Source organism: Pseudomonas sp. TZ252 (assembly GCF_056110345.1).
In genome coordinates, this window is sequence record NZ_CM148566.1 from 3,211,635 (window position 1) to 3,231,244 (window position 19,610).

28 protein-coding genes are annotated in these 19,610 nt (G+C 59.5%); all 28 read left to right on the forward strand.

Annotated features, from left to right (window positions below):
- Positions 1-47: 47 nt before the first annotated feature.
- The 28 genes from rpoC (at position 48) to rpmJ (ending at position 19,547) form a co-directional block, all read left to right on the forward strand.
- A complete protein-coding gene (rpoC, locus tag ACYAF3_RS14880) occupies positions 48-4,247 on the forward strand; it encodes a DNA-directed RNA polymerase subunit beta' (protein WP_003093745.1) in 4,200 nt (1,399 codons plus the stop codon).
- Between the two features lie 151 nt (positions 4,248-4,398).
- Complete coding sequence (gene rpsL / locus ACYAF3_RS14885; RefSeq protein WP_003093744.1) at positions 4,399-4,770, forward strand: 30S ribosomal protein S12; 372 nt, start codon at positions 4,399-4,401, stop codon at positions 4,768-4,770.
- Between the two features lie 99 nt (positions 4,771-4,869).
- On the forward strand, positions 4,870-5,340 hold the full coding sequence (gene rpsG / locus ACYAF3_RS14890) for a 30S ribosomal protein S7 (RefSeq protein WP_003093742.1): 471 nt from the start codon (positions 4,870-4,872) through the stop codon (positions 5,338-5,340).
- Between the two features lie 30 nt (positions 5,341-5,370).
- On the forward strand, positions 5,371-7,491 hold the full coding sequence (gene fusA, locus ACYAF3_RS14895) for an elongation factor G (RefSeq protein ID WP_003093741.1): 2,121 nt from the start codon (positions 5,371-5,373) through the stop codon (positions 7,489-7,491).
- A 30-nt stretch (positions 7,492-7,521) separates the two neighbouring features.
- Entirely contained in the window at positions 7,522-8,715 is a 1,194-nt protein-coding gene (gene tuf, locus ACYAF3_RS14900; RefSeq protein ID WP_003115146.1) for an elongation factor Tu, read from the forward strand.
- Positions 8,716-8,871: 156 nt separating this feature from the next.
- A complete protein-coding gene (rpsJ, locus tag ACYAF3_RS14905; RefSeq protein WP_003103876.1) occupies positions 8,872-9,183 on the forward strand; it encodes a 30S ribosomal protein S10 in 312 nt (103 codons plus the stop codon).
- Between the two features lie 82 nt (positions 9,184-9,265).
- Entirely contained in the window at positions 9,266-9,901 is a 636-nt protein-coding gene (gene rplC, locus ACYAF3_RS14910; protein WP_003103877.1) for a 50S ribosomal protein L3, read from the forward strand.
- Between the two features lie 13 nt (positions 9,902-9,914).
- Entirely contained in the window at positions 9,915-10,517 is a 603-nt protein-coding gene (gene rplD / locus ACYAF3_RS14915) for a 50S ribosomal protein L4 (protein ID WP_003093737.1), read from the forward strand.
- On the forward strand, positions 10,514-10,813 hold the full coding sequence (rplW, locus tag ACYAF3_RS14920; protein WP_003093736.1) for a 50S ribosomal protein L23: 300 nt from the start codon (positions 10,514-10,516) through the stop codon (positions 10,811-10,813). The genes rplD and rplW overlap by 4 nt, the downstream gene beginning before the upstream one ends.
- Positions 10,814-10,824: 11 nt before the next feature.
- Entirely contained in the window at positions 10,825-11,646 is an 822-nt protein-coding gene (gene rplB / locus ACYAF3_RS14925; RefSeq protein ID WP_003103878.1) for a 50S ribosomal protein L2, read from the forward strand.
- Positions 11,647-11,662: 16 nt separating this feature from the next.
- Entirely contained in the window at positions 11,663-11,938 is a 276-nt protein-coding gene (gene rpsS, locus ACYAF3_RS14930) for a 30S ribosomal protein S19 (protein ID WP_003093734.1), read from the forward strand.
- Positions 11,939-11,950: 12 nt separating this feature from the next.
- Positions 11,951-12,283 carry a 50S ribosomal protein L22 gene (gene rplV / locus ACYAF3_RS14935; protein ID WP_003103908.1) on the forward strand — a complete coding sequence of 111 codons (333 nt, stop codon included), beginning with the start codon at positions 11,951-11,953 and terminating at the stop codon, positions 12,281-12,283.
- Positions 12,284-12,295: 12 nt separating this feature from the next.
- Positions 12,296-12,982 carry a 30S ribosomal protein S3 gene (gene rpsC, locus ACYAF3_RS14940; protein WP_003093727.1) on the forward strand — a complete coding sequence of 229 codons (687 nt, stop codon included), beginning with the start codon at positions 12,296-12,298 and terminating at the stop codon, positions 12,980-12,982.
- Between the two features lie 11 nt (positions 12,983-12,993).
- Entirely contained in the window at positions 12,994-13,407 is a 414-nt protein-coding gene (rplP, locus tag ACYAF3_RS14945) for a 50S ribosomal protein L16 (protein WP_003093723.1), read from the forward strand.
- Positions 13,407-13,598 carry a 50S ribosomal protein L29 gene (gene rpmC / locus ACYAF3_RS14950; RefSeq protein ID WP_003093720.1) on the forward strand — a complete coding sequence of 64 codons (192 nt, stop codon included), beginning with the start codon at positions 13,407-13,409 and terminating at the stop codon, positions 13,596-13,598. The genes rplP and rpmC overlap by 1 nt, the downstream gene beginning before the upstream one ends.
- A gap of 2 nt (positions 13,599-13,600) precedes the next feature.
- A complete protein-coding gene (rpsQ, locus tag ACYAF3_RS14955; protein WP_003093717.1) occupies positions 13,601-13,867 on the forward strand; it encodes a 30S ribosomal protein S17 in 267 nt (88 codons plus the stop codon).
- A gap of 23 nt (positions 13,868-13,890) precedes the next feature.
- Positions 13,891-14,259 carry a 50S ribosomal protein L14 gene (rplN, locus tag ACYAF3_RS14960; protein ID WP_003093714.1) on the forward strand — a complete coding sequence of 123 codons (369 nt, stop codon included), beginning with the start codon at positions 13,891-13,893 and terminating at the stop codon, positions 14,257-14,259.
- A 12-nt stretch (positions 14,260-14,271) separates the two neighbouring features.
- Positions 14,272-14,586 (forward strand): 50S ribosomal protein L24, encoded by a 315-nt coding sequence (rplX, locus tag ACYAF3_RS14965; protein ID WP_003093711.1) that lies wholly within the window; start codon positions 14,272-14,274, stop codon positions 14,584-14,586.
- 19 nt (positions 14,587-14,605) lie between these two features.
- Positions 14,606-15,145: a 50S ribosomal protein L5 gene (gene rplE / locus ACYAF3_RS14970; RefSeq protein WP_003093703.1), complete on the forward strand. Its 540-nt coding sequence runs from the start codon at positions 14,606-14,608 to the stop codon at positions 15,143-15,145.
- A gap of 13 nt (positions 15,146-15,158) precedes the next feature.
- On the forward strand, positions 15,159-15,464 hold the full coding sequence (gene rpsN, locus ACYAF3_RS14975; protein WP_003093701.1) for a 30S ribosomal protein S14: 306 nt from the start codon (positions 15,159-15,161) through the stop codon (positions 15,462-15,464).
- Between the two features lie 189 nt (positions 15,465-15,653).
- Positions 15,654-16,046, forward strand: coding sequence for a 30S ribosomal protein S8 (gene rpsH, locus ACYAF3_RS14980; protein WP_003093700.1), 393 nt, complete (start codon positions 15,654-15,656; stop codon positions 16,044-16,046).
- Positions 16,047-16,057: 11 nt separating this feature from the next.
- Complete coding sequence (rplF, locus tag ACYAF3_RS14985) at positions 16,058-16,591, forward strand: 50S ribosomal protein L6 (protein WP_003093699.1); 534 nt, start codon at positions 16,058-16,060, stop codon at positions 16,589-16,591.
- Positions 16,592-16,601: 10 nt separating this feature from the next.
- A complete protein-coding gene (gene rplR / locus ACYAF3_RS14990; protein ID WP_003093698.1) occupies positions 16,602-16,952 on the forward strand; it encodes a 50S ribosomal protein L18 in 351 nt (116 codons plus the stop codon).
- Positions 16,953-16,955: 3 nt separating this feature from the next.
- Positions 16,956-17,456 carry a 30S ribosomal protein S5 gene (rpsE, locus tag ACYAF3_RS14995; protein ID WP_003093697.1) on the forward strand — a complete coding sequence of 167 codons (501 nt, stop codon included), beginning with the start codon at positions 16,956-16,958 and terminating at the stop codon, positions 17,454-17,456.
- Between the two features lie 2 nt (positions 17,457-17,458).
- A complete protein-coding gene (gene rpmD / locus ACYAF3_RS15000) occupies positions 17,459-17,635 on the forward strand; it encodes a 50S ribosomal protein L30 (protein WP_003093696.1) in 177 nt (58 codons plus the stop codon).
- Positions 17,636-17,638: 3 nt separating this feature from the next.
- Positions 17,639-18,073: a 50S ribosomal protein L15 gene (gene rplO / locus ACYAF3_RS15005; protein ID WP_003093695.1), complete on the forward strand. Its 435-nt coding sequence runs from the start codon at positions 17,639-17,641 to the stop codon at positions 18,071-18,073.
- A complete protein-coding gene (gene secY, locus ACYAF3_RS15010) occupies positions 18,074-19,402 on the forward strand; it encodes a preprotein translocase subunit SecY (RefSeq protein ID WP_003093694.1) in 1,329 nt (442 codons plus the stop codon).
- A gap of 28 nt (positions 19,403-19,430) precedes the next feature.
- Positions 19,431-19,547 carry a 50S ribosomal protein L36 gene (rpmJ, locus tag ACYAF3_RS15015; protein WP_003093693.1) on the forward strand — a complete coding sequence of 39 codons (117 nt, stop codon included), beginning with the start codon at positions 19,431-19,433 and terminating at the stop codon, positions 19,545-19,547.
- Positions 19,548-19,610 lie beyond the last annotated feature (63 nt).

The following is a 19,610-nucleotide window of genomic DNA, read 5'->3' on the forward strand; positions in this document are numbered from 1 at the left end:
GCGGCTGGTCAAGGCCGGTCGCACCGGGTCCGTGAGGAGGAAAGGCCTTGAAAGACTTGCTTAATCTGTTGAAAAACCAGGGTCAAATCGAAGAGTTCGATGCCATCCGTATTGGCCTGGCTTCGCCCGAGATGATTCGTTCCTGGTCTTTCGGCGAAGTTAAAAAGCCGGAAACCATCAACTACCGTACCTTCAAGCCGGAGCGCGACGGCCTGTTCTGCGCCAAGATCTTCGGCCCGGTGAAGGACTACGAGTGCCTGTGCGGCAAGTACAAGCGCCTCAAGCACCGCGGTGTGATCTGCGAGAAGTGCGGCGTGGAAGTCGCCCTGGCCAAGGTGCGCCGCGAGCGCATGGGCCACATCGAGCTGGCTTCGCCGGTTGCCCACATCTGGTTCCTGAAGTCGCTGCCGTCCCGTATCGGCCTGCTGCTGGACATGACCCTGCGCGATATCGAGCGCGTGCTCTATTTCGAGAGCTACGTGGTGATCGATCCGGGCATGACCACCCTGGAAAAGGGCCAGCTGCTGAACGACGAGCAATACTTCGAGGCCCTCGAAGAGTTCGGTGACGATTTCGATGCTCGCATGGGCGCCGAAGCCGTTCACGAACTGCTCAACGCCATCGATCTGGAGCACGAGATCGGCCGCCTGCGCGAAGAGATTCCGCAGACCAACTCGGAAACCAAGATCAAGAAGCTGTCCAAGCGCCTGAAGCTGATGGAAGCCTTCCAGGGCTCCGGCAACAAGCCTGAGTGGATGGTCCTGACCGTCCTGCCGGTGCTGCCGCCGGACCTGCGTCCGCTGGTTCCGCTGGATGGCGGTCGCTTCGCGACTTCCGACCTGAACGACCTGTATCGTCGGGTGATCAACCGTAACAACCGTCTGAAGCGCCTGCTCGACCTGGCCGCTCCGGACATCATCGTGCGCAACGAAAAGCGCATGCTGCAGGAAGCCGTCGACGCCCTGCTCGACAACGGCCGTCGCGGTCGCGCCATCACCGGCTCGAACAAGCGTCCGCTGAAGTCGCTGGCCGACATGATCAAGGGCAAGCAAGGTCGCTTCCGTCAGAACCTGCTCGGCAAGCGCGTGGACTACTCCGGTCGTTCCGTGATCACCGTGGGCCCGACCCTGCGCCTGCACCAGTGCGGTCTGCCGAAGAAGATGGCCCTGGAGCTGTTCAAGCCGTTCATCTTCGGCAAGCTGGAAGGTCGTGGTATGGCCACCACCATCAAGGCCGCCAAGAAAATGGTCGAGCGCGAGCTGCCCGAGGTCTGGGACGTTCTCGCCGAAGTCATCCGCGAGCATCCGGTTCTCCTGAACCGTGCGCCGACCCTGCACCGTCTGGGCATCCAGGCGTTCGAGCCGGTCCTCATCGAAGGCAAGGCGATCCAGCTGCACCCGCTGGTCTGCGCCGCGTACAACGCCGACTTCGACGGTGACCAGATGGCCGTCCACGTTCCGCTGACCCTCGAGGCCCAGCTGGAAGCGCGCGCGCTGATGATGTCCACCAACAACATCCTGTCGCCCGCCAACGGCGAGCCGATCATCGTTCCGTCGCAGGACGTGGTAATGGGTCTGTACTACATGACCCGTGAAGCGATCAACGCGAAGGGCGAGGGCATGGCCTTCGCCGACCTGCAGGAAGTCGACCGCGCCTACCGCAGCGGCCAGGCGTCCCTGCACGCTCGCGTGAAAGTGCGCATCAACGAAAAGATCAAGGGTGAAGACGGCCAACTGACCGCCAATACCCGTATCGTCGACACCACCGTCGGCCGCGCGCTGCTGTTCCAGGTCGTTCCGGCCGGCCTGCCGTTCGACGTGGTCAACCAGTCGATGAAGAAGAAGGCGATCTCCAAGCTGATCAACCACTGCTATCGCGTGGTGGGTCTGAAGGACACCGTCATCTTCGCCGACCAGCTGATGTACACCGGTTTCGCCTACTCGACCATTTCCGGCGTGTCCATCGGCGTCAACGACTTCGTCATCCCGGACGAGAAGGCGCGGATCATCAACGCCGCCACCGACGAAGTGAAGGAGATCGAGAGCCAGTACGCCTCCGGCCTGGTAACCCAGGGCGAGAAGTACAACAAGGTGATCGACCTGTGGTCGAAGGCCAACGACGAAGTGTCCAAGGCGATGATGGCCAACCTCTCGAAAGAGAAGGTCGTCGATCGCGAGGGCAAGGAAGTCGACCAGGAGTCCTTCAACTCCATGTACATGATGGCTGACTCGGGTGCGCGGGGCTCCGCGGCCCAGATCCGTCAGCTGGCAGGTATGCGTGGCCTGATGGCCAAGCCGGACGGCTCGATCATCGAGACCCCGATCACCGCGAACTTCCGTGAAGGCCTGAACGTACTCCAGTACTTCATCTCCACCCACGGTGCTCGTAAGGGTCTGGCGGATACCGCGCTGAAGACCGCGAACTCCGGTTACCTGACCCGTCGTCTGGTCGACGTGGCCCAGGATCTGGTAGTGACCGAGATCGATTGCGGTACCGAGCACGGCCTGCTGATGTCGCCGCACATCGAAGGCGGCGACGTGGTCGAACCGCTCGGCGAGCGCGTGCTCGGCCGTGTGATCGCGCGCGACGTGTTCAAGCCGGGCAGCGACGAGGTCATCGTGCCGGCCGGCACCCTGATCGACGAGAAGTGGGTGGACTTCCTCGAAGTGATGAGCGTCGACGAAGTGGTGGTGCGTTCCCCGATCACCTGCGAAACCCGTCATGGCATCTGCGCCATGTGCTACGGCCGCGACCTGGCCCGTGGCCATCGCGTCAACATCGGCGAGGCGGTCGGTGTCATCGCTGCCCAGTCCATCGGTGAGCCGGGCACCCAGCTGACCATGCGTACCTTCCACATCGGTGGTGCGGCCAGCCGGACCTCCGCGGCCGACAACGTCCAGGTGAAGAACGGCGGCACCATCCGCCTGCACAACCTGAAGCATGTGGTTCGTGCCGACGGCGCGCTGGTCGCGGTTTCCCGTTCCGGCGAACTGGCGGTTGCCGACGACTTCGGTCGCGAGCGCGAGCGCTACAAGCTGCCGTACGGTGCGGTGATCTCGGTCAAGGAAGGTGACAAGGTCGACCCGGGCGCTATCGTCGCCAAGTGGGACCCGCACACCCACCCGATCGTCACCGAGGTGGACGGTACCGTGGCCTTCGTGGGCATGGAAGAGGGCATCACCGTCAAGCGTCAGACCGACGAACTGACCGGCCTGACCAACATCGAAGTGATGGATCCGAAGGACCGTCCGGCTGCCGGCAAGGACATCCGTCCGGCCGTGAAGCTGATTGATGCCGCGGGCAAGGACCTGCTGCTGCCGGGTACCGACGTACCGGCGCAGTACTTCCTGCCGGCCAACGCCCTGGTCAACCTGACCGACGGCGCCAAGGTGAGCATCGGTGACGTTGTCGCGCGTATCCCGCAGGAAACCTCGAAGACCCGTGACATCACCGGTGGTCTGCCGCGCGTTGCCGACCTGTTCGAGGCTCGTCGTCCGAAAGAGCCTTCGATCCTGGCGGAAATCAGCGGCACCATCTCCTTCGGCAAGGAGACCAAGGGCAAGCGCCGCCTGGTCATCACGCCGAACGATGGCAGCGATCCGTACGAGGAGCTGATTCCGAAGTGGCGTCACCTGAACGTGTTCGAAGGCGAACAGGTGAACCGCGGCGAAGTCATCTCCGACGGTCCGAGCAACCCGCACGACATCCTGCGCCTCCTGGGCGTGAGCTCGCTGGCGAAGTACATCGTCAACGAGATTCAGGACGTCTACCGTCTGCAGGGCGTGAAGATCAACGACAAGCACATCGAGACCATCCTGCGTCAGATGCTGCGCAAGGTCGAAGTCAGCGAGTCCGGCGACTCCAGCTTCATCAAAGGCGACCAGGTGGAACTCACCCAGGTGCTGGAAGAGAACGAACAGCTCGGTACCGAGGACAAGTTCCCGGCCAAGTACGAGCGGGTTCTGCTGGGTATCACCAAGGCCTCCCTGTCGACCGAGTCGTTCATTTCCGCGGCCTCGTTCCAGGAGACCACCCGCGTCCTCACCGAGGCGGCGGTCACCGGCAAGCGCGACTTCCTGCGTGGTCTGAAAGAGAACGTGGTCGTGGGTCGCCTGATCCCGGCCGGTACCGGTCTGGCTTACCACAGCGAGCGCAAGCGTCAGCGCGACCTCGGCAAGCCGCAGCGTGTGAGTGCCAGCGAGGCGGAAGCCGCACTGACCGAAGCGCTGAACTCGAGCGGTAACTAAGCATCAACGACAAGCCCCGGCTATCCCGATAGCCGGGGCTTTGTCTTGACGGTGTACAAGAACCTCTTTACTATTTTGTACCCCGAAAATTGGCAGGGCGCATGCTCTGTCATTTCGTTTGTGTGTCGTAAGACAATCAGTGGAGCTATAGATGGCAACTATCAACCAGCTGGTGCGTAAGCCGCGCAAGCGCATGGTCGACAAGAGCGACGTGCCTGCGCTGCAGAACTGCCCGCAACGTCGTGGCGTATGCACCCGCGTATACACCACCACGCCGAAAAAGCCGAACTCGGCACTGCGTAAGGTATGCCGTGTACGTCTGACCAACGGTTTCGAGGTTTCCTCGTACATCGGTGGTGAAGGTCACAACCTGCAAGAGCACAGCGTAGTGCTGATCCGTGGCGGTCGTGTAAAGGACCTTCCGGGTGTGCGTTACCACACCGTGCGCGGTTCGCTGGACACCTCGGGTGTCAAAGACCGTAAGCAGGGTCGTTCGAAGTACGGCGCCAAGCGTCCGAAGTAATAGCGTTTTTATATTTATCTGAGTCGATAAGAGTAAGGTCGGGCGTAACTTGACTGTTATGGTCCCGGGCTAACCTGAAGACCGTTTGAGGGCTTATCAATGCCAAGACGTCGTGTAGCGGCCAAGCGTGAAGTGCTGGCTGATCCGAAATACGGAAGCCAGATCCTGGCCAAGTTCATGAACCACGTGATGGAAAGCGGCAAGAAAGCCGTTGCCGAGCGTATCGTTTACGGTGCGCTGGACAAGGTGAAGGAACGCGGCAAGGCCGATCCCCTGGAAACCTTCGAAAAAGCTCTCGATGCCATCGCTCCGCTGGTCGAAGTGAAGTCCCGCCGCGTAGGTGGTGCGACTTACCAGGTTCCGGTCGAAGTCCGTCCGTCCCGTCGTAATGCCCTGGCCATGCGTTGGCTGGTGGACTTCGCCCGCAAGCGTGGCGAGAAGTCCATGGCTCTGCGCCTGGCTGGCGAGCTGCTGGATGCCGCTGAAGGCAAGGGCGCAGCAGTCAAGAAGCGTGAAGACGTGCACCGTATGGCAGAGGCCAACAAGGCCTTCTCGCACTACCGGTTCTAATCGCGCTGCCCAACCCCCGAGGACCTTATTGTGGCCCGTACTACACCCATCAACCGCTACCGTAATATCGGTATCTGTGCCCACGTTGACGCGGGCAAGACCACCACCACGGAGCGGGTTCTGTTCTATACCGGCGTCAACCACAAGCTGGGCGAAGTGCATGACGGCGCTGCGACCACCGACTGGATGGTGCAGGAGCAGGAGCGCGGTATCACCATTACCTCCGCTGCCGTTACCACCTTCTGGAAGGGCTCGCGCGGTCAGTACGACAACTATCGCGTAAACGTCATCGACACCCCCGGCCACGTAGACTTCACCATCGAGGTGGAGCGTTCCCTGCGTGTACTGGACGGCGCTGTCGTGGTGTTCTGTGGCACCTCCGGCGTAGAGCCGCAGTCGGAAACCGTATGGCGTCAGGCCAACAAGTACGGCGTACCGCGCATCGTCTACGTCAACAAGATGGACCGCCAGGGCGCGAACTTCCTGCGCGTCGTCGAGCAGATCAAGAAGCGCCTGGGTCATACCCCGGTTCCGGTCCAGCTCGCCATCGGCGCTGAAGAGAACTTCGTCGGTCAGGTCGACCTGATCAAGATGAAGGCCATCTACTGGAACGATGACGACAAGGGCATGACCTACCGCGAGGAAGAAATTCCTGCGGAGCTCAAGGACCTGGCCGAAGAGTGGCGTTCCAGCATGGTCGAGGCTGCGGCCGAAGCCAACGAAGAGCTGATGAACAAGTACCTCGAAGAGGGTGAGCTCTCCGAAGCCGAGATCAAGGAAGGCCTGCGTCTGCGCACCCTGGCGTGCGAGATCGTTCCGGCCGTCTGCGGTTCCTCGTTCAAGAACAAGGGCGTTCCGCTGGTTCTCGATGCCGTCATCGACTACCTCCCGGCTCCGACCGAGATCCCTGCGATCAAGGGCGTCAGCCCGGACGACGAGACCGTCGAAGACGAGCGTCATGCCGACGACAACGAACCGTTCTCGTCCCTGGCGTTCAAGATCGCTACCGACCCGTTCGTCGGTACCCTGACCTTCGCCCGCGTTTACTCCGGCGTCCTGAGTTCCGGCGACTCCGTCCTGAACTCGGTGAAAGGCAAGAAAGAGCGCGTCGGTCGGATGGTGCAGATGCACGCCAACCAGCGTGAAGAGATCAAGGAAGTGCGCGCAGGCGACATCGCTGCCCTGATCGGCATGAAGGACGTCACCACCGGTGACACCCTGTGCTCGATCGAGAAGCCGATCATCCTCGAGCGCATGGACTTCCCCGAGCCGGTAATCTCGGTCGCTGTAGAGCCGAAGACCAAGGCTGACCAGGAGAAGATGGGTATCGCCCTCGGCAAGCTGGCCCAGGAAGACCCGTCGTTCCGTGTCAAGACCGACGAAGAGTCCGGTCAGACCATCATCTCCGGTATGGGCGAGCTGCACCTGGACATCATCGTCGACCGCATGAAGCGCGAGTTCGGCGTCGAGGCCAACATCGGCAAGCCGCAGGTTGCCTACCGTGAGACCATCACCAAGGACAACGTGGAGATCGAAGGCAAGTTCGTTCGCCAGTCCGGTGGTCGCGGTCAGTTCGGTCATTGCTGGATCCGTTTCTCGGCCGCGGACGTGGACGAGAAGGGCAACATCACCGAAGGCCTGGTGTTCGAGAACGAAGTCGTGGGCGGTGTGGTTCCGAAGGAATACATCCCGGCGATCCAGAAGGGTATCGAAGAGCAGATGAAGAACGGCGTCGTTGCCGGCTATCCGCTCATCGGCCTGAAGGCTACCGTTTTCGATGGTTCCTACCATGACGTCGACTCCAACGAGATGGCGTTCAAGATCGCTGCTTCCATGGCGACCAAGCAGCTGGCCCAGAAGGGCGGCGGCAAGGTGCTCGAGCCGATCATGAAGGTAGAGGTGGTGACTCCTGAGGACTACATGGGTGACGTGATGGGCGACCTGAACCGTCGTCGTGGTCTGATTCAGGGGATGGAGGACACGGTTTCCGGTAAGGTTATTCGTGCCGAGGTTCCGCTGGGTGAGATGTTCGGTTATGCGACCGACGTGCGTTCCATGTCCCAGGGTCGCGCGAGCTACTCCATGGAATTCTCCAAATACGCCGAAGCTCCGTCGAACATCGTCGAAGCGCTGGTTAAAAAACAAGGTTGATTCAGCCCTTTAAGTAAGAGGTTTACTGTCGTGGCTAAGGAAAAATTCGAACGTAACAAACCGCACGTCAACGTCGGCACCATCGGTCACGTTGACCATGGCAAGACCACTCTGACCGCTGCACTGACCAAGGTCTGCTCCGACACCTGGGGTGGTTCCGCTCGTGCTTTCGATCAGATCGACAACGCGCCGGAAGAAAAGGCCCGCGGTATCACCATCAACACCTCGCACGTTGAATACGATTCCGCTGTTCGTCACTACGCCCACGTTGACTGCCCCGGTCACGCCGACTACGTGAAGAACATGATCACCGGTGCTGCCCAGATGGACGGCGCGATCCTGGTTTGCTCGGCTGCCGACGGCCCCATGCCGCAGACCCGCGAGCACATCCTGCTGTCCCGCCAGGTAGGCGTTCCCTACATCGTCGTGTTCCTGAACAAGGCCGACATGGTCGACGACGCCGAGCTGCTGGAACTGGTCGAGATGGAAGTTCGCGATCTGCTGAACACCTACGACTTCCCGGGCGACGACACTCCGATCATCATCGGTTCCGCGCTGATGGCGCTGGAAGGCAAGGATGACAACGGCATCGGCGTAAGCGCCGTGCAGAAGCTGGTAGAGACCCTGGACTCCTACATTCCGGAGCCGGTTCGTGCCATCGACCAGCCGTTCCTGATGCCGATCGAAGACGTGTTCTCGATCTCCGGCCGCGGTACCGTGGTAACCGGTCGTGTAGAGCGCGGCATCATCAAGGTCCAGGAAGAAGTGGAAATCGTCGGCATCAAGGCGACCACCAAGACCACCTGCACCGGCGTTGAAATGTTCCGCAAGCTGCTCGACGAAGGTCGTGCTGGTGAGAACGTTGGTATCCTGCTGCGCGGCACCAAGCGTGAAGACGTAGAGCGTGGCCAGGTTCTGGCCAAGCCGGGCACCATCAAGCCGCACACCAAGTTCGAGTGCGAAGTGTACGTGCTGTCCAAGGAAGAAGGTGGTCGTCACACCCCGTTCTTCAAGGGCTACCGTCCGCAGTTCTACTTCCGTACCACTGACGTGACCGGTAACTGCGAGCTGCCGGAAGGCGTAGAGATGGTAATGCCGGGCGACAACATCAAGATGGTTGTCACCCTGATCGCTCCGATCGCCATGGAAGATGGCCTGCGCTTCGCGATCCGCGAAGGCGGCCGTACCGTTGGCGCCGGCGTGGTTGCCAAGATCATCGAGTAATCGCTGATCCTGTCATCAGAAAAGGGGCCCTCCGGGGCCCCTTTTTTCGTTCGTTGGTTAAATATTGACACCCTGTGGGGGCATCCGTACAATTGCGCCTCCTTTTAACGGGCGTAGTCCGTCCGTTGGGAATGGTAAATTGGAGTCTGAGGTCAAATGCAAAACCAACAAATCCGGATTCGGTTGAAGGCTTTTGACCATCGCCTGATCGATCAATCAACCCAGGAAATCGTGGAAACCGCGAAACGTACTGGTGCTCAGGTGCGTGGTCCAATCCCTCTGCCGACCCGCAAGGAACGTTTCACCGTGCTGATCTCTCCGCACGTCAACAAAGATGCGCGTGATCAGTACGAAATTCGTACACATAAGCGTGTACTGGACATCGTCCAGCCGACGGATAAAACCGTCGATGCGCTGATGAAGCTCGATCTTGCTGCAGGCGTTGAAGTACAGATCAGCCTCGGCTAATGCCTTCGGCATTGGTCGTGTAACGCTCTGAAATGGGCGGCCATAGCGGGTGAAAGCCCCGTACACTCAAGAGGTTTACAACATGACAATTGGTGTTGTCGGTCGTAAATGCGGCATGACCCGCATTTTCACCGAGGAAGGTGTCTCTATTCCGGTTACGGTCATCGAGGTCGAGCCGAATCGCGTCACCCAGTTCAAGACTGAAGAAACCGATGGCTACCGTGCAGTGCAAGTCACCGCCGGCGAGCGTCGTGCTTCTCGCGTTACCAAAGCGCAAGCTGGTCACTTTGCCAAGGCGAATGTCGCCGCCGGTCGCGGCGTGTGGGAATTCCGTCTGGGTGAAGAGCAGTATGCCGCTGGTGACCAGATCACTGTCGATCTGTTCCAGGCAGGCCAGATGGTAGACGTTACCGGCGAGTCCAAGGGTAAGGGCTTCGCGGGCACCATCAAGCGCTGGAACTTCCGTGGTCAGGATAACACCCACGGTAACTCCGTTTCCCACCGCGTCCCGGGTTCCATCGGCCAGTGCCAGACTCCTGGTCGAGTGTTCAAGGGCAAGAAAATGTCCGGTCATCTGGGTGCGGAGCGGGTAACCGTTCAATCCCTGGAGATCGTGCGCGTCGATGCTGAACGCAATCTGCTGCTGGTCAAGGGTGCCGTTCCCGGCGCTACCGGCGGTGATGTGATCGTGCGTCCGGCAGCCAAGGCTCGCGGTTAAGGGGGAAGCTGAGATGCAATTGAATGTGAACGGCGCTCAGGCTATCGAAGTCTCCGAGCGTACCTTTGGTGGCGAATTCAACGAGACCCTGGTGCACCAGGCAGTCGTGGCCTACATGGCTGGCGGCCGTCAGGGCAGCAAGGCGCAGAAGACTCGCTCCGAAGTCTCTGGTGGTGGCAAGAAGCCGTGGCGTCAGAAGGGCACCGGTCGTGCTCGCGCTGGCACCATCCGTAGCCCCATCTGGCGTGGGGGCGGCACCACTTTCGCCGCTAAACCGCGTAGCCACGAACAGAAGCTGAACAAGAAGATGTACCGCGCAGCACTGCGCTCCATCCTTGCCGAGCTCGTTCGTCTGGACCGTCTGGTCGTCGTTGCCGACTTCGCTGTCGATGCACCGAAAACCAAGGGCCTGGTTGCCAAGCTGGACACCCTGGGTCTGAAAGACGTGCTGATCGTGACCGATGGTGTCGACGAGAACCTGTACCTCGCTGCGCGCAACCTGGCGCACGTCGATGTACGTGATGTCCAAGGTTCCGACCCCGTCAGCCTGATCGCCTACGACAAGGTGCTGGTCACCGTGTCCGCCGTGAAGAAGTTCGAGGAGCTGCTGGGATGAACCAGGAACGCGTATTCAAAGTGCTGCTTGGTCCGCACATCTCCGAGAAAGCCACGGGTCTCGCGGACGGCAAGAGCCAATTCGTTTTCAAGGTTGCCACCGATGCAACCAAGCTGGAAATCAAGAAGGCCGTAGAAAGCCTGTTCAGCGTGAAGGTACAGCGCGTCACTACCCTGAACGTCAAGGGTAAGACCAAGCGCACCGCTCGCGGTCTGGGCAAGCGTAACGACTGGAAAAAAGCGTACATCGCTCTCCAGCCGGGCCAAGATCTCGATTTCGCCACCAGCGCTGAGTAAAGGGGTGCATCATGGCAATCGTTAAGTGCAAACCGACTTCCGCTGGTCGTCGCTTTGTCGTCAAGGTGGTGAATCAGGAGCTGCACAAAGGCGCTCCCTACGCACCGCTGCTGGAAAAGAAATCCAAGTCTGGCGGCCGTAACAACAACGGTCGTATCACCACCCGTCATATCGGTGGTGGTCACAAGCAGCACTACCGTCTGGTCGACTTCCGTCGCAACAAGGATGGCATCCCTGCCATCGTTGAGCGCGTCGAATACGATCCGAACCGCACTGCACACATCGCTCTGCTGAAGTATGCAGACGGCGAGCGTCGCTACATCATCGCCCCCAAGGGCGTTGCTGCAGGTGACCAGCTGATCTCCGGTATCGGTGCGCCGATCAAGGCAGGCAACAGCATGCCTCTGCGCAACATCCCGGTGGGTAGCACTGTTCATGGTATCGAGCTGAAGCCGGGTAAAGGCGCTCAGATCGCTCGCTCCGCTGGCGCTTCCGCCCAGCTGGTCGCGCGTGAAGGTGCGTACGTAACCCTGCGTCTGCGCTCCGGTGAAATGCGTAAAGTCCTGGCTGAGTGCCGTGCGACCCTGGGCGAAGTCTCGAACTCCGAGCACAGCCTGCGTTCGCTGGGTAAAGCCGGTGCTACGCGCTGGCGTGGTGTTCGCCCGACCGTTCGCGGCGTGGCGATGAACCCGGTCGACCACCCGCATGGTGGTGGTGAAGGCCGTACCTCTGCTGGTCGTCATCCGGTATCGCCGTGGGGTCTTCAGACCAAGGGTAAGAAGACTCGCTCGAACAAGCGTACCGATAACATGATCGTCCGCCGCCGCAAGTAAATAGAGGGATACCACAGTGCCACGTTCACTGAAAAAAGGTCCGTTTATCGATCTTCACCTGTTGAAGAAGGTCGAAGTCGCGGTGGAAAAGAACGACCGCAAGCCGATCAAGACCTGGTCGCGTCGTTCGATGATTCTGCCGCATATGGTTGGTCTGACCATCGCCGTGCACAACGGCCGTCAACACGTACCGGTTCTCGTCAACGAGGACATGGTCGGCCACAAACTGGGCGAGTTCGCCGCTACCCGCACCTACCGCGGGCATGCTGCGGACAAGAAAGCCAAGCGTTAAGGGGTAAGGAAGATGGAAGTAGCCGCTAAGCTGTCGGGCGCTCGTATCTCCGCCCAGAAAGCCCGCTTGGTCGCCGACCAGATCCGCGGGAAGAAGGTGGGCGAAGCGCTCAACCTCCTGGCTTTCAGCAGTAAGAAAGCCGCCGAGATCATGAAGAAAGTGCTGGAGTCGGCCGTTGCCAACGCTGAGCACAACGAAGGCGCCGATGTGGATGACCTGAAGGTCTCCACCGTCTTCGTCAACGAAGGTCGTTCGCTCAAGCGCATCATGCCGCGTGCCAAAGGCCGTGCTGATCGCATCGTGAAGCGGTCTTGCCATATCACGGTCAAGGTTGCGGACAAGTAACGGAGTCGACAGATGGGTCAGAAAGTACATCCCAATGGCATTCGCCTGGGTATCGTCAAGGAGCACACCTCCGTTTGGTACGCAGACCGCAAGAACTATGCGGATTACCTGTTTGCCGACCTGAAGGTGCGTGAGTACCTCCAAGACAAACTAAAAAGCGCGTCCGTAAGCCGTATCGATATTCATCGTCCGGCTCAAACCGCACGCATCACCATCCACACCGCTCGTCCCGGCATCGTGATCGGCAAGAAAGGTGAAGATGTTGAGAAACTGCGCCAGGACCTGACCAAGCAAATGGGTGTGCCCGTGCACATCAACATCGAGGAAATCCGCAAGCCGGAACTCGATGCCATGCTGGTTGCGCAGAGCGTAGCCCAGCAGCTGGAGCGTCGCGTAATGTTCCGTCGCGCCATGAAGCGCGCCGTACAGAACGCCATGCGCATTGGTGCCAAGGGCATCAAGATTCAGGTCAGCGGTCGTCTGGGTGGGGCTGAAATCGCCCGTACCGAATGGTATCGCGAAGGTCGTGTGCCCCTGCACACCCTGCGCGCCGATATCGACTATGCCACCTACGAAGCGCACACCACTTACGGTGTGATCGGTGTCAAGGTTTGGATCTTCAAGGGCGAGGTCATCGGTGGCCGCCAGGAAGAGCTGAAGCCGGTAGCACCCGCTCCTCGTAAAAAAGCTGCTAGGTAAGGAGTACGCAAATGCTGCAACCCAAGCGTACGAAGTTCCGCAAACAAATGACCGGCCACAACCGTGGTCTGGCTCATCGTGGTAGTAAGGTCAGCTTCGGTGAGTACGCACTGAAGGCCACTAGCCGTGGCCGCCTTACTGCTCGTCAGATCGAGTCCGCGCGTCGTGCGCTGACCCGTCACGTGAAGCGTGGCGGCAAGATCTGGATCCGCGTATTCCCTGACAAGCCTGTCACCAAGAAGCCCCTCGAAGTTCGTATGGGTAAAGGTAAGGGTGGGGTCGAGTACTGGGTAGCCCAGATCCAGCCGGGCAAGGTCCTGTACGAGATCGAGGGTGTTTCCGAAGAGCTGGCGCGTGAGGCTTTCGCCCTGGCTGCTGCAAAGCTGCCCCTCGCCACCTCCTTTGTTAAGCGGACGGTGATGTGATGAAAGCGAATGAACTTCGTGAAAAATCCGTTGAGCAGCTGAACGAGCAACTGCTCGGCCTGCTGCGCGACCAGTTCAATCTGCGCATGCAGAAAGCAACTGGCCAGTTGGGGCAGTCTCACCTGCTCTCGCAGGTTAAGCGCGACATCGCTCGCGTTAAAACTGTGCTCAATCAGCAAGCAGGTAAGTGATCATGGCTGAAGCTCAGAAAACCGTCCGTACGCTGACCGGCCGCGTCGTCAGCGACAAAATGGACAAGACCGTCACCGTACTGATCGAGCGTCGCGTCAAGCACCCGATTTACGGCAAATACGTCAAGCGTTCGACCAAACTGCACGCACACGACGAATCCAATCAGTGCCGCATTGGTGACCTGGTCACCATTCGCGAAACCCGTCCGCTGGCCAAGACCAAGGCCTGGACCCTGGTTGATATCGTTGAACGCGCGGTGGAAGTCTAAGGACTAGGGGTCGGAGAAATTATATGATTCAGACTCAATCCATGCTCGATGTCGCTGACAACAGCGGCGCGCGTCGTGTGATGTGCATCAAGGTGCTCGGCGGTTCCCACCGCCGTTACGCCGGCATCGGCGACATCATCAAGGTCACCGTCAAGGAAGCGATTCCGCGCGGCAAAGTGAAGAAGGGCCAGGTCATGACTGCCGTGGTCGTTCGCACCAAGCACGGCGTACGTCGTACCGACGGTTCCATCATCCGCTTCGACGGCAACGCCGCCGTCCTGCTGAACAACAAGCAGGAGCCGATCGGCACCCGTATCTTTGGGCCAGTGACTCGTGAACTCCGTACCGAGAAGTTCATGAAGATCGTCTCGCTCGCCCCCGAAGTGCTGTAAGGAGTAGCCGTCATGCAAAAGATTCGTCGTGACGACGAAGTAATCGTCATTGCCGGCAAGGACAAGGGCAAGCGTGGCAAGGTGCTGAAGGTTCTCGCTGACGACCGTCTGGTCGTCGGCGGGGTGAACCTGATCAAGCGCCACACCAAGCCCAATCCGATGCTCGGCCAACAGGGCGGTATCGTCGAGAAGGAGGCGCCTCTGCACGTCTCCAACGTCGCCATCTTCAATACTGAAACCAGCAAGGCTGACCGCGTTGGCTTCAAGGTAGAAGACGGTAAGAAAATTCGTGTCTTCAAGTCGACCCAGAAACCGGTTCAGGCTTGAGGCTGCTAGGTAGATCACCATGGCACGATTGAAAGAAATTTATCGGAAGGAAATCGCGCCCAAGCTGAAAGAAGAGCTTCAGCTGGCGAACGTGATGGAAGTTCCGCGCGTTACCAAAATCACCCTGAACATGGGTCTTGGCGAGGCGGTCGGTGACAAGAAGATCATCGAGAACGCCGTAGCCGATCTGGAAAAGATCACTGGTCAGAAGCCGGTCGTGACTTACGCTCGTAAGTCCATCGCAGGCTTCAAGATCCGTGAAGGCTGGCCGATCGGCGTCAAGGTCACCCTGCGTAGCGACCGGATGTACGAGTTCCTGGATCGTCTGCTGTCCATCTCCCTGCCGCGCGTGCGTGACTTCCGCGGCCTGAATGCCAAGTCCTTCGATGGTCGCGGCAACTACAGCATGGGCGTGAAAGAGCAGATCATCTTCCCGGAAATCGATTACGACAAGATCGATGCGCTGCGTGGCCTGGACATCACCCTGACCACCACCGCTCGTACGGATGACGAAGGTCGCGCCCTGCTGCGTGCTTTCAAATTCCCGTTCCGTAACTGATTGGAGTAGGAACATGGCTAAAGAGAGCATGAAGAACCGCGAGCTGAAGCGTCAGCTGACGGTAGCCAAGTACGCCAAGAAGCGTGCCGAGCTGAAAGCGATCATCGCTAATCCGAACTCCTCTGCGGAAGAGCGTTGGAATGCCCAGGTCGCCCTGCAGAAGCAACCGCGTGACGCCAGCGCCAGCCGCCTGCGTAACCGTTGCCGCCTGACCGGTCGTCCGCACGGCTTCTACCGCAAGTTCGGCCTGAGCCGTAACAAGCTGCGCGAAGCCGCCATGCGCGGCGACGTACCGGGTCTGGTGAAAGCCAGCTGGTAATCGCAGCGAACGGTGTCGCCAGTCGGCACCGTTGATCGCGACATCGAATCAAGCCCCTCATGGGGCTTGATTCGTTTTGGCGTGATCTCTAGAATACCCGGCTCCCCTGAGCCTGGGTTTGTTTCGCCTGGCGTTTATGGGCGAATTGAAGTTGAAGGCTTATTCTTTTGTATCAGGAGCGTTAAGCCCATGAGTATGCAGGACCCGTTAGCAGACATGCTAACTCGCATCCGTAATGCCCAGATGGCTGAAAAGACCGTCGTAAGCATGCCGTCCTCGAAACTGAAAGCGGCGGTAGCCAAAGTCCTGAAGGACGAAGGCTATATTGCGGATTTCCAGATCAGCTCGGAAGTAAAACCCCAGCTGTCCATCGAACTGAAGTACTTCGAAGGCAAGCCTGTCATCGAAGAGGTCAAGCGCATCAGCCGTCCTGGCCTGCGTCAGTACAAATCCGTTGAGCAACTGCCGAAAGTTCGTGGCGGCCTCGGTGTGTCGATCGTCTCCACCAACAAAGGTGTGATGACCGATCGTGCTGCCCGTGCTGCTGGTGTTGGCGGCGAAGTGCTCTGCACTGTGTTCTAAGGGGAATCAGCATGTCTCGCGTTGCTAAGAACCCCGTCAAGCTGCCTGCCGGCGTTGAAATCAAACTGGCTGGTCAGCAACTGTCCATCAAGGGCGCCAAAGGTGCTCTGGAGCTCAAGGTCCATCCTTCGGTCGAAGTGATCCAGGACAGCGGTGAGCTGCGTTTTGCTGCGCGTAACGGCGACCAGCAGACTCGCGCCATGGCTGGTACCACCCGTGCTCTGGTGAACAACATGGTAGTCGGCGTCAGCCAGGGCTTCGAGCGCAAGCTCCAGCTGGTCGGCGTTGGTTACAAAGCGCAGGCCAAGGGCCAAGTGCTGTCCCTGTCCCTCGGCTTCTCCCATCCGGTTGATTACGAACTGCCGGCCGGCATCGTCGCTGAGACCCCCAGCCAGACCGATATCTTGATCAAGGGTATCGACAAGCAGCTGGTCGGTCAGGTTGCTGCCGAAATTCGCGACTTCCGTCCGCCGGAGCCTTACAAAGGCAAGGGCGTGCGTTACGCCGACGAAGTCGTCCGTCGTAAAGAAGCCAAGAAGAAGTAGGGCATAGCAAATGAGCGTCAAGAAAGAAACCCGTCTGCGTCGCGCTCGCAAGGCACGCCTGAAGATGCGCGAGCTGGAAACCGTACGCCTCTGCGTGTACCGCTCTTCCCAGCACATTTACGCCCAGGTCATTGCGGCCGACGGCGGCAAGGTCCTGGCCAGCGCCTCGACCCTGGACAAAGACCTGCGCGAAGGTGCCACCGGCAACATCGATGCAGCCAAGAAAGTTGGTCAACTGGTCGCCGAGCGCGCCAAAGCGGCCGGCGTCACCCAGGTGGCGTTCGATCGTTCTGGCTTCAAGTACCACGGCCGTGTGAAAGCGCTGGCTGATGCCGCTCGTGAAGGCGGACTGGAGTTCTAAGTTATGGCAAACAACGAGCAAAAGCGCGACGAAGGCTACATCGAGAAGCTGGTTCAGGTTAACCGCGTCGCCAAAACCGTAAAAGGTGGCCGTATCTTCGCTTTCACCGCACTGACCGTGGTGGGTGATGGCAAGGGTCGCGTTGGTTTCGGTCGTGGCAAGGCGCGTGAAGTGCCGGCCGCCATCCAGAAAGCAATGGAAGCCGCTCGCCGCAACATGATCCAAGTCGATCTGAACGGCACCACCCTGCAGTATCCGACCAAGTCCGCCCATGGCGCCTCCAAGGTGTACATGCAGCCGGCTTCGGAAGGTACCGGCATCATCGCCGGCGGCGCCATGCGTGCCGTTCTGGAAGTGGCTGGTGTGCAGAACGTCCTGGCCAAGTGCTATGGCTCCACCAATCCGGTGAACGTGGTTTATGCCACCTTCAAGGGCCTGAAGAACATGCAGGCTCCGGAAGCAGTAGCGGCCAAGCGTGGCAAGAGCGTCGAGGAGATTCTCTAACCATGGCAACTGTCAAAGTCACTCTGGTCAAGAGCCTGAACGGCCGTCTGGCCAACCACAAGGCTTGCGTCAAGGGTCTCGGCCTGCGTCGCATCAATCATACCGTCGAAGTTCAGGACACTCCTGAGAACCGCGGCATGATCAACAAGGCCTACTACCTGCTGCGTGTGGAGGGTTAATCCATGCAACTGAACGATCTGCGTTCCGCGCCGGGTGCCCGTCGCGAAAAGCACCGTCCGGGCCGTGGCATCGGTAGCGGTCTGGGCAAGACCGGTGGCCGTGGTCACAAAGGTCTGACCTCCCGCTCCGGTGGTAAGGTCGCTCCGGGCTTCGAGGGTGGTCAACAGCCTCTGCACCGTCGCCTGCCGAAGTTCGGCTTCGTTTCCCTGAAGGCCATGGATCGTGCTGAAGTACGCACCTCCGAGCTGGCCAAGGTCGAAGGCGACGTCGTCAGCCTGCAGACCCTGAAGGATGCCAACCTGATCAACCAGCACGTACAGCGCGTCAAAGTCATGCTGTCCGGCGAAGTTGGTCGTGCGGTCACCCTGAAAGGTATCGCCGCCACCAAGGGTGCGCGTGCGGCTATCGAAGCAGCTGGCGGTAAATTCGAGGACTAAATGGCTAAGCAAGGTGCTCTCTCTGCGCTAAGCAACGGCGGTCTGTCCGAGCTCTGGGCACGTCTGCGTTTCCTGTTCCTGGCGATCATCGTCTATCGGATCGGCGCGCACATCCCAGTTCCGGGCATCAACCCCGATCGCTTGGCGGCACTGTTCCGGCAGAACGAGGGGACCATTCTTAGCCTCTTCAACATGTTTTCCGGCGGCGCGCTGGAGCGCATGAGTATCTTTGCACTGGGGATCATGCCGTACATCTCGGCATCGATCATCATGCAGCTCATGACCGCTATCAGCCCGCAGCTGGAGCAGTTGAAGAAAGAGGGTGAGTCTGGGCGTCGCAAGATCAGCCAGTACACCCGCTACGGTACTGTAGTCCTGGCACTGGTCCAGGCCATCGGCATGTCCGTTGGCCTGGGCAGCCAGGGCGTAGCCTTCTCCAACGACTTCGGCTTCTACTTCGTGGCTGTCACCACCTTCGTGGCTGGTGCCATGTTCATGATGTGGCTGGGCGAGCAGATCACCGAGCGCGGTGTCGGCAACGGCATCTCGATGTTGATCTTCGCTGGTATCGTTGCAGGCCTGCCGCGCGCCATCGGTCAGTCTTTCGAGTCTGCCCGTCAAGGTGACATCAACATCTTCGCCCTGATCGGCGTCGGCCTGCTGGCCGTGGCGATCATCGCGTTCGTGGTGTTCATCGAGCGTGGCCAGCGTCGCATCGCGGTGCATTACGCCAAGCGCCAGCAAGGCCGCAAGGTGTTTGCAGCGCAGACCAGCCATCTGCCGTTGAAGGTGAACATGGCGGGTGTGATTCCCGCGATTTTCGCCAGCAGTATCCTGCTGTTCCCGGCGTCCCTGGGCTCCTGGTTCGGTCAGTCGGAAGGCTTGGGTTGGTTGCAGGACGTCGCGCAAGCGATCGCTCCGGGGCAGCCGCTGAACATCTTGCTGTTCACTGCAGGGATCGTTTTCTTCTGCTTCTTCTATACAGCGCTGATGTTCAACCCGAAGGACGTGGCGGAGAACCTCAAGAAGTCCGGTGCATTTATTCCGGGCATCCGTCCGGGCGAACAGTCCGCTCGCTACATCGATGGCGTGCTGACCCGTTTGACCATGTTCGGTGCTCTGTACATGACGGCTGTCTGCCTGCTGCCCCAGTTCCTGGTGGTTGCGGCGCACGTGCCGTTCTATCTTGGCGGGACCTCGCTGTTGATCGTGGTCGTGGTTGTCATGGACTTTATGGCCCAGGTGCAATCTCACCTCGTTTCTCACCAGTATGAATCCCTGATGAAGAAAGCCAACCTGAAGGGCTACGGCAGCGGCATGCTGCGCTGATAGACCCGTAAGGTTCGAGGAGTTGGTGATGAAAGTTCGTGCATCGGTCAAGAAGCTGTGCCGTAACTGCAAAATCATCCGTCGCGATGGCATCGTGCGGGTGATCTGCAGCGCGGAACCGCGTCACAAGCAGCGCCAAGGCTGATTGTGATCCACGCGTGATAACCCGGCAGCTAGTGTGCTGCCGGGTTGATTATTTGCTATTACA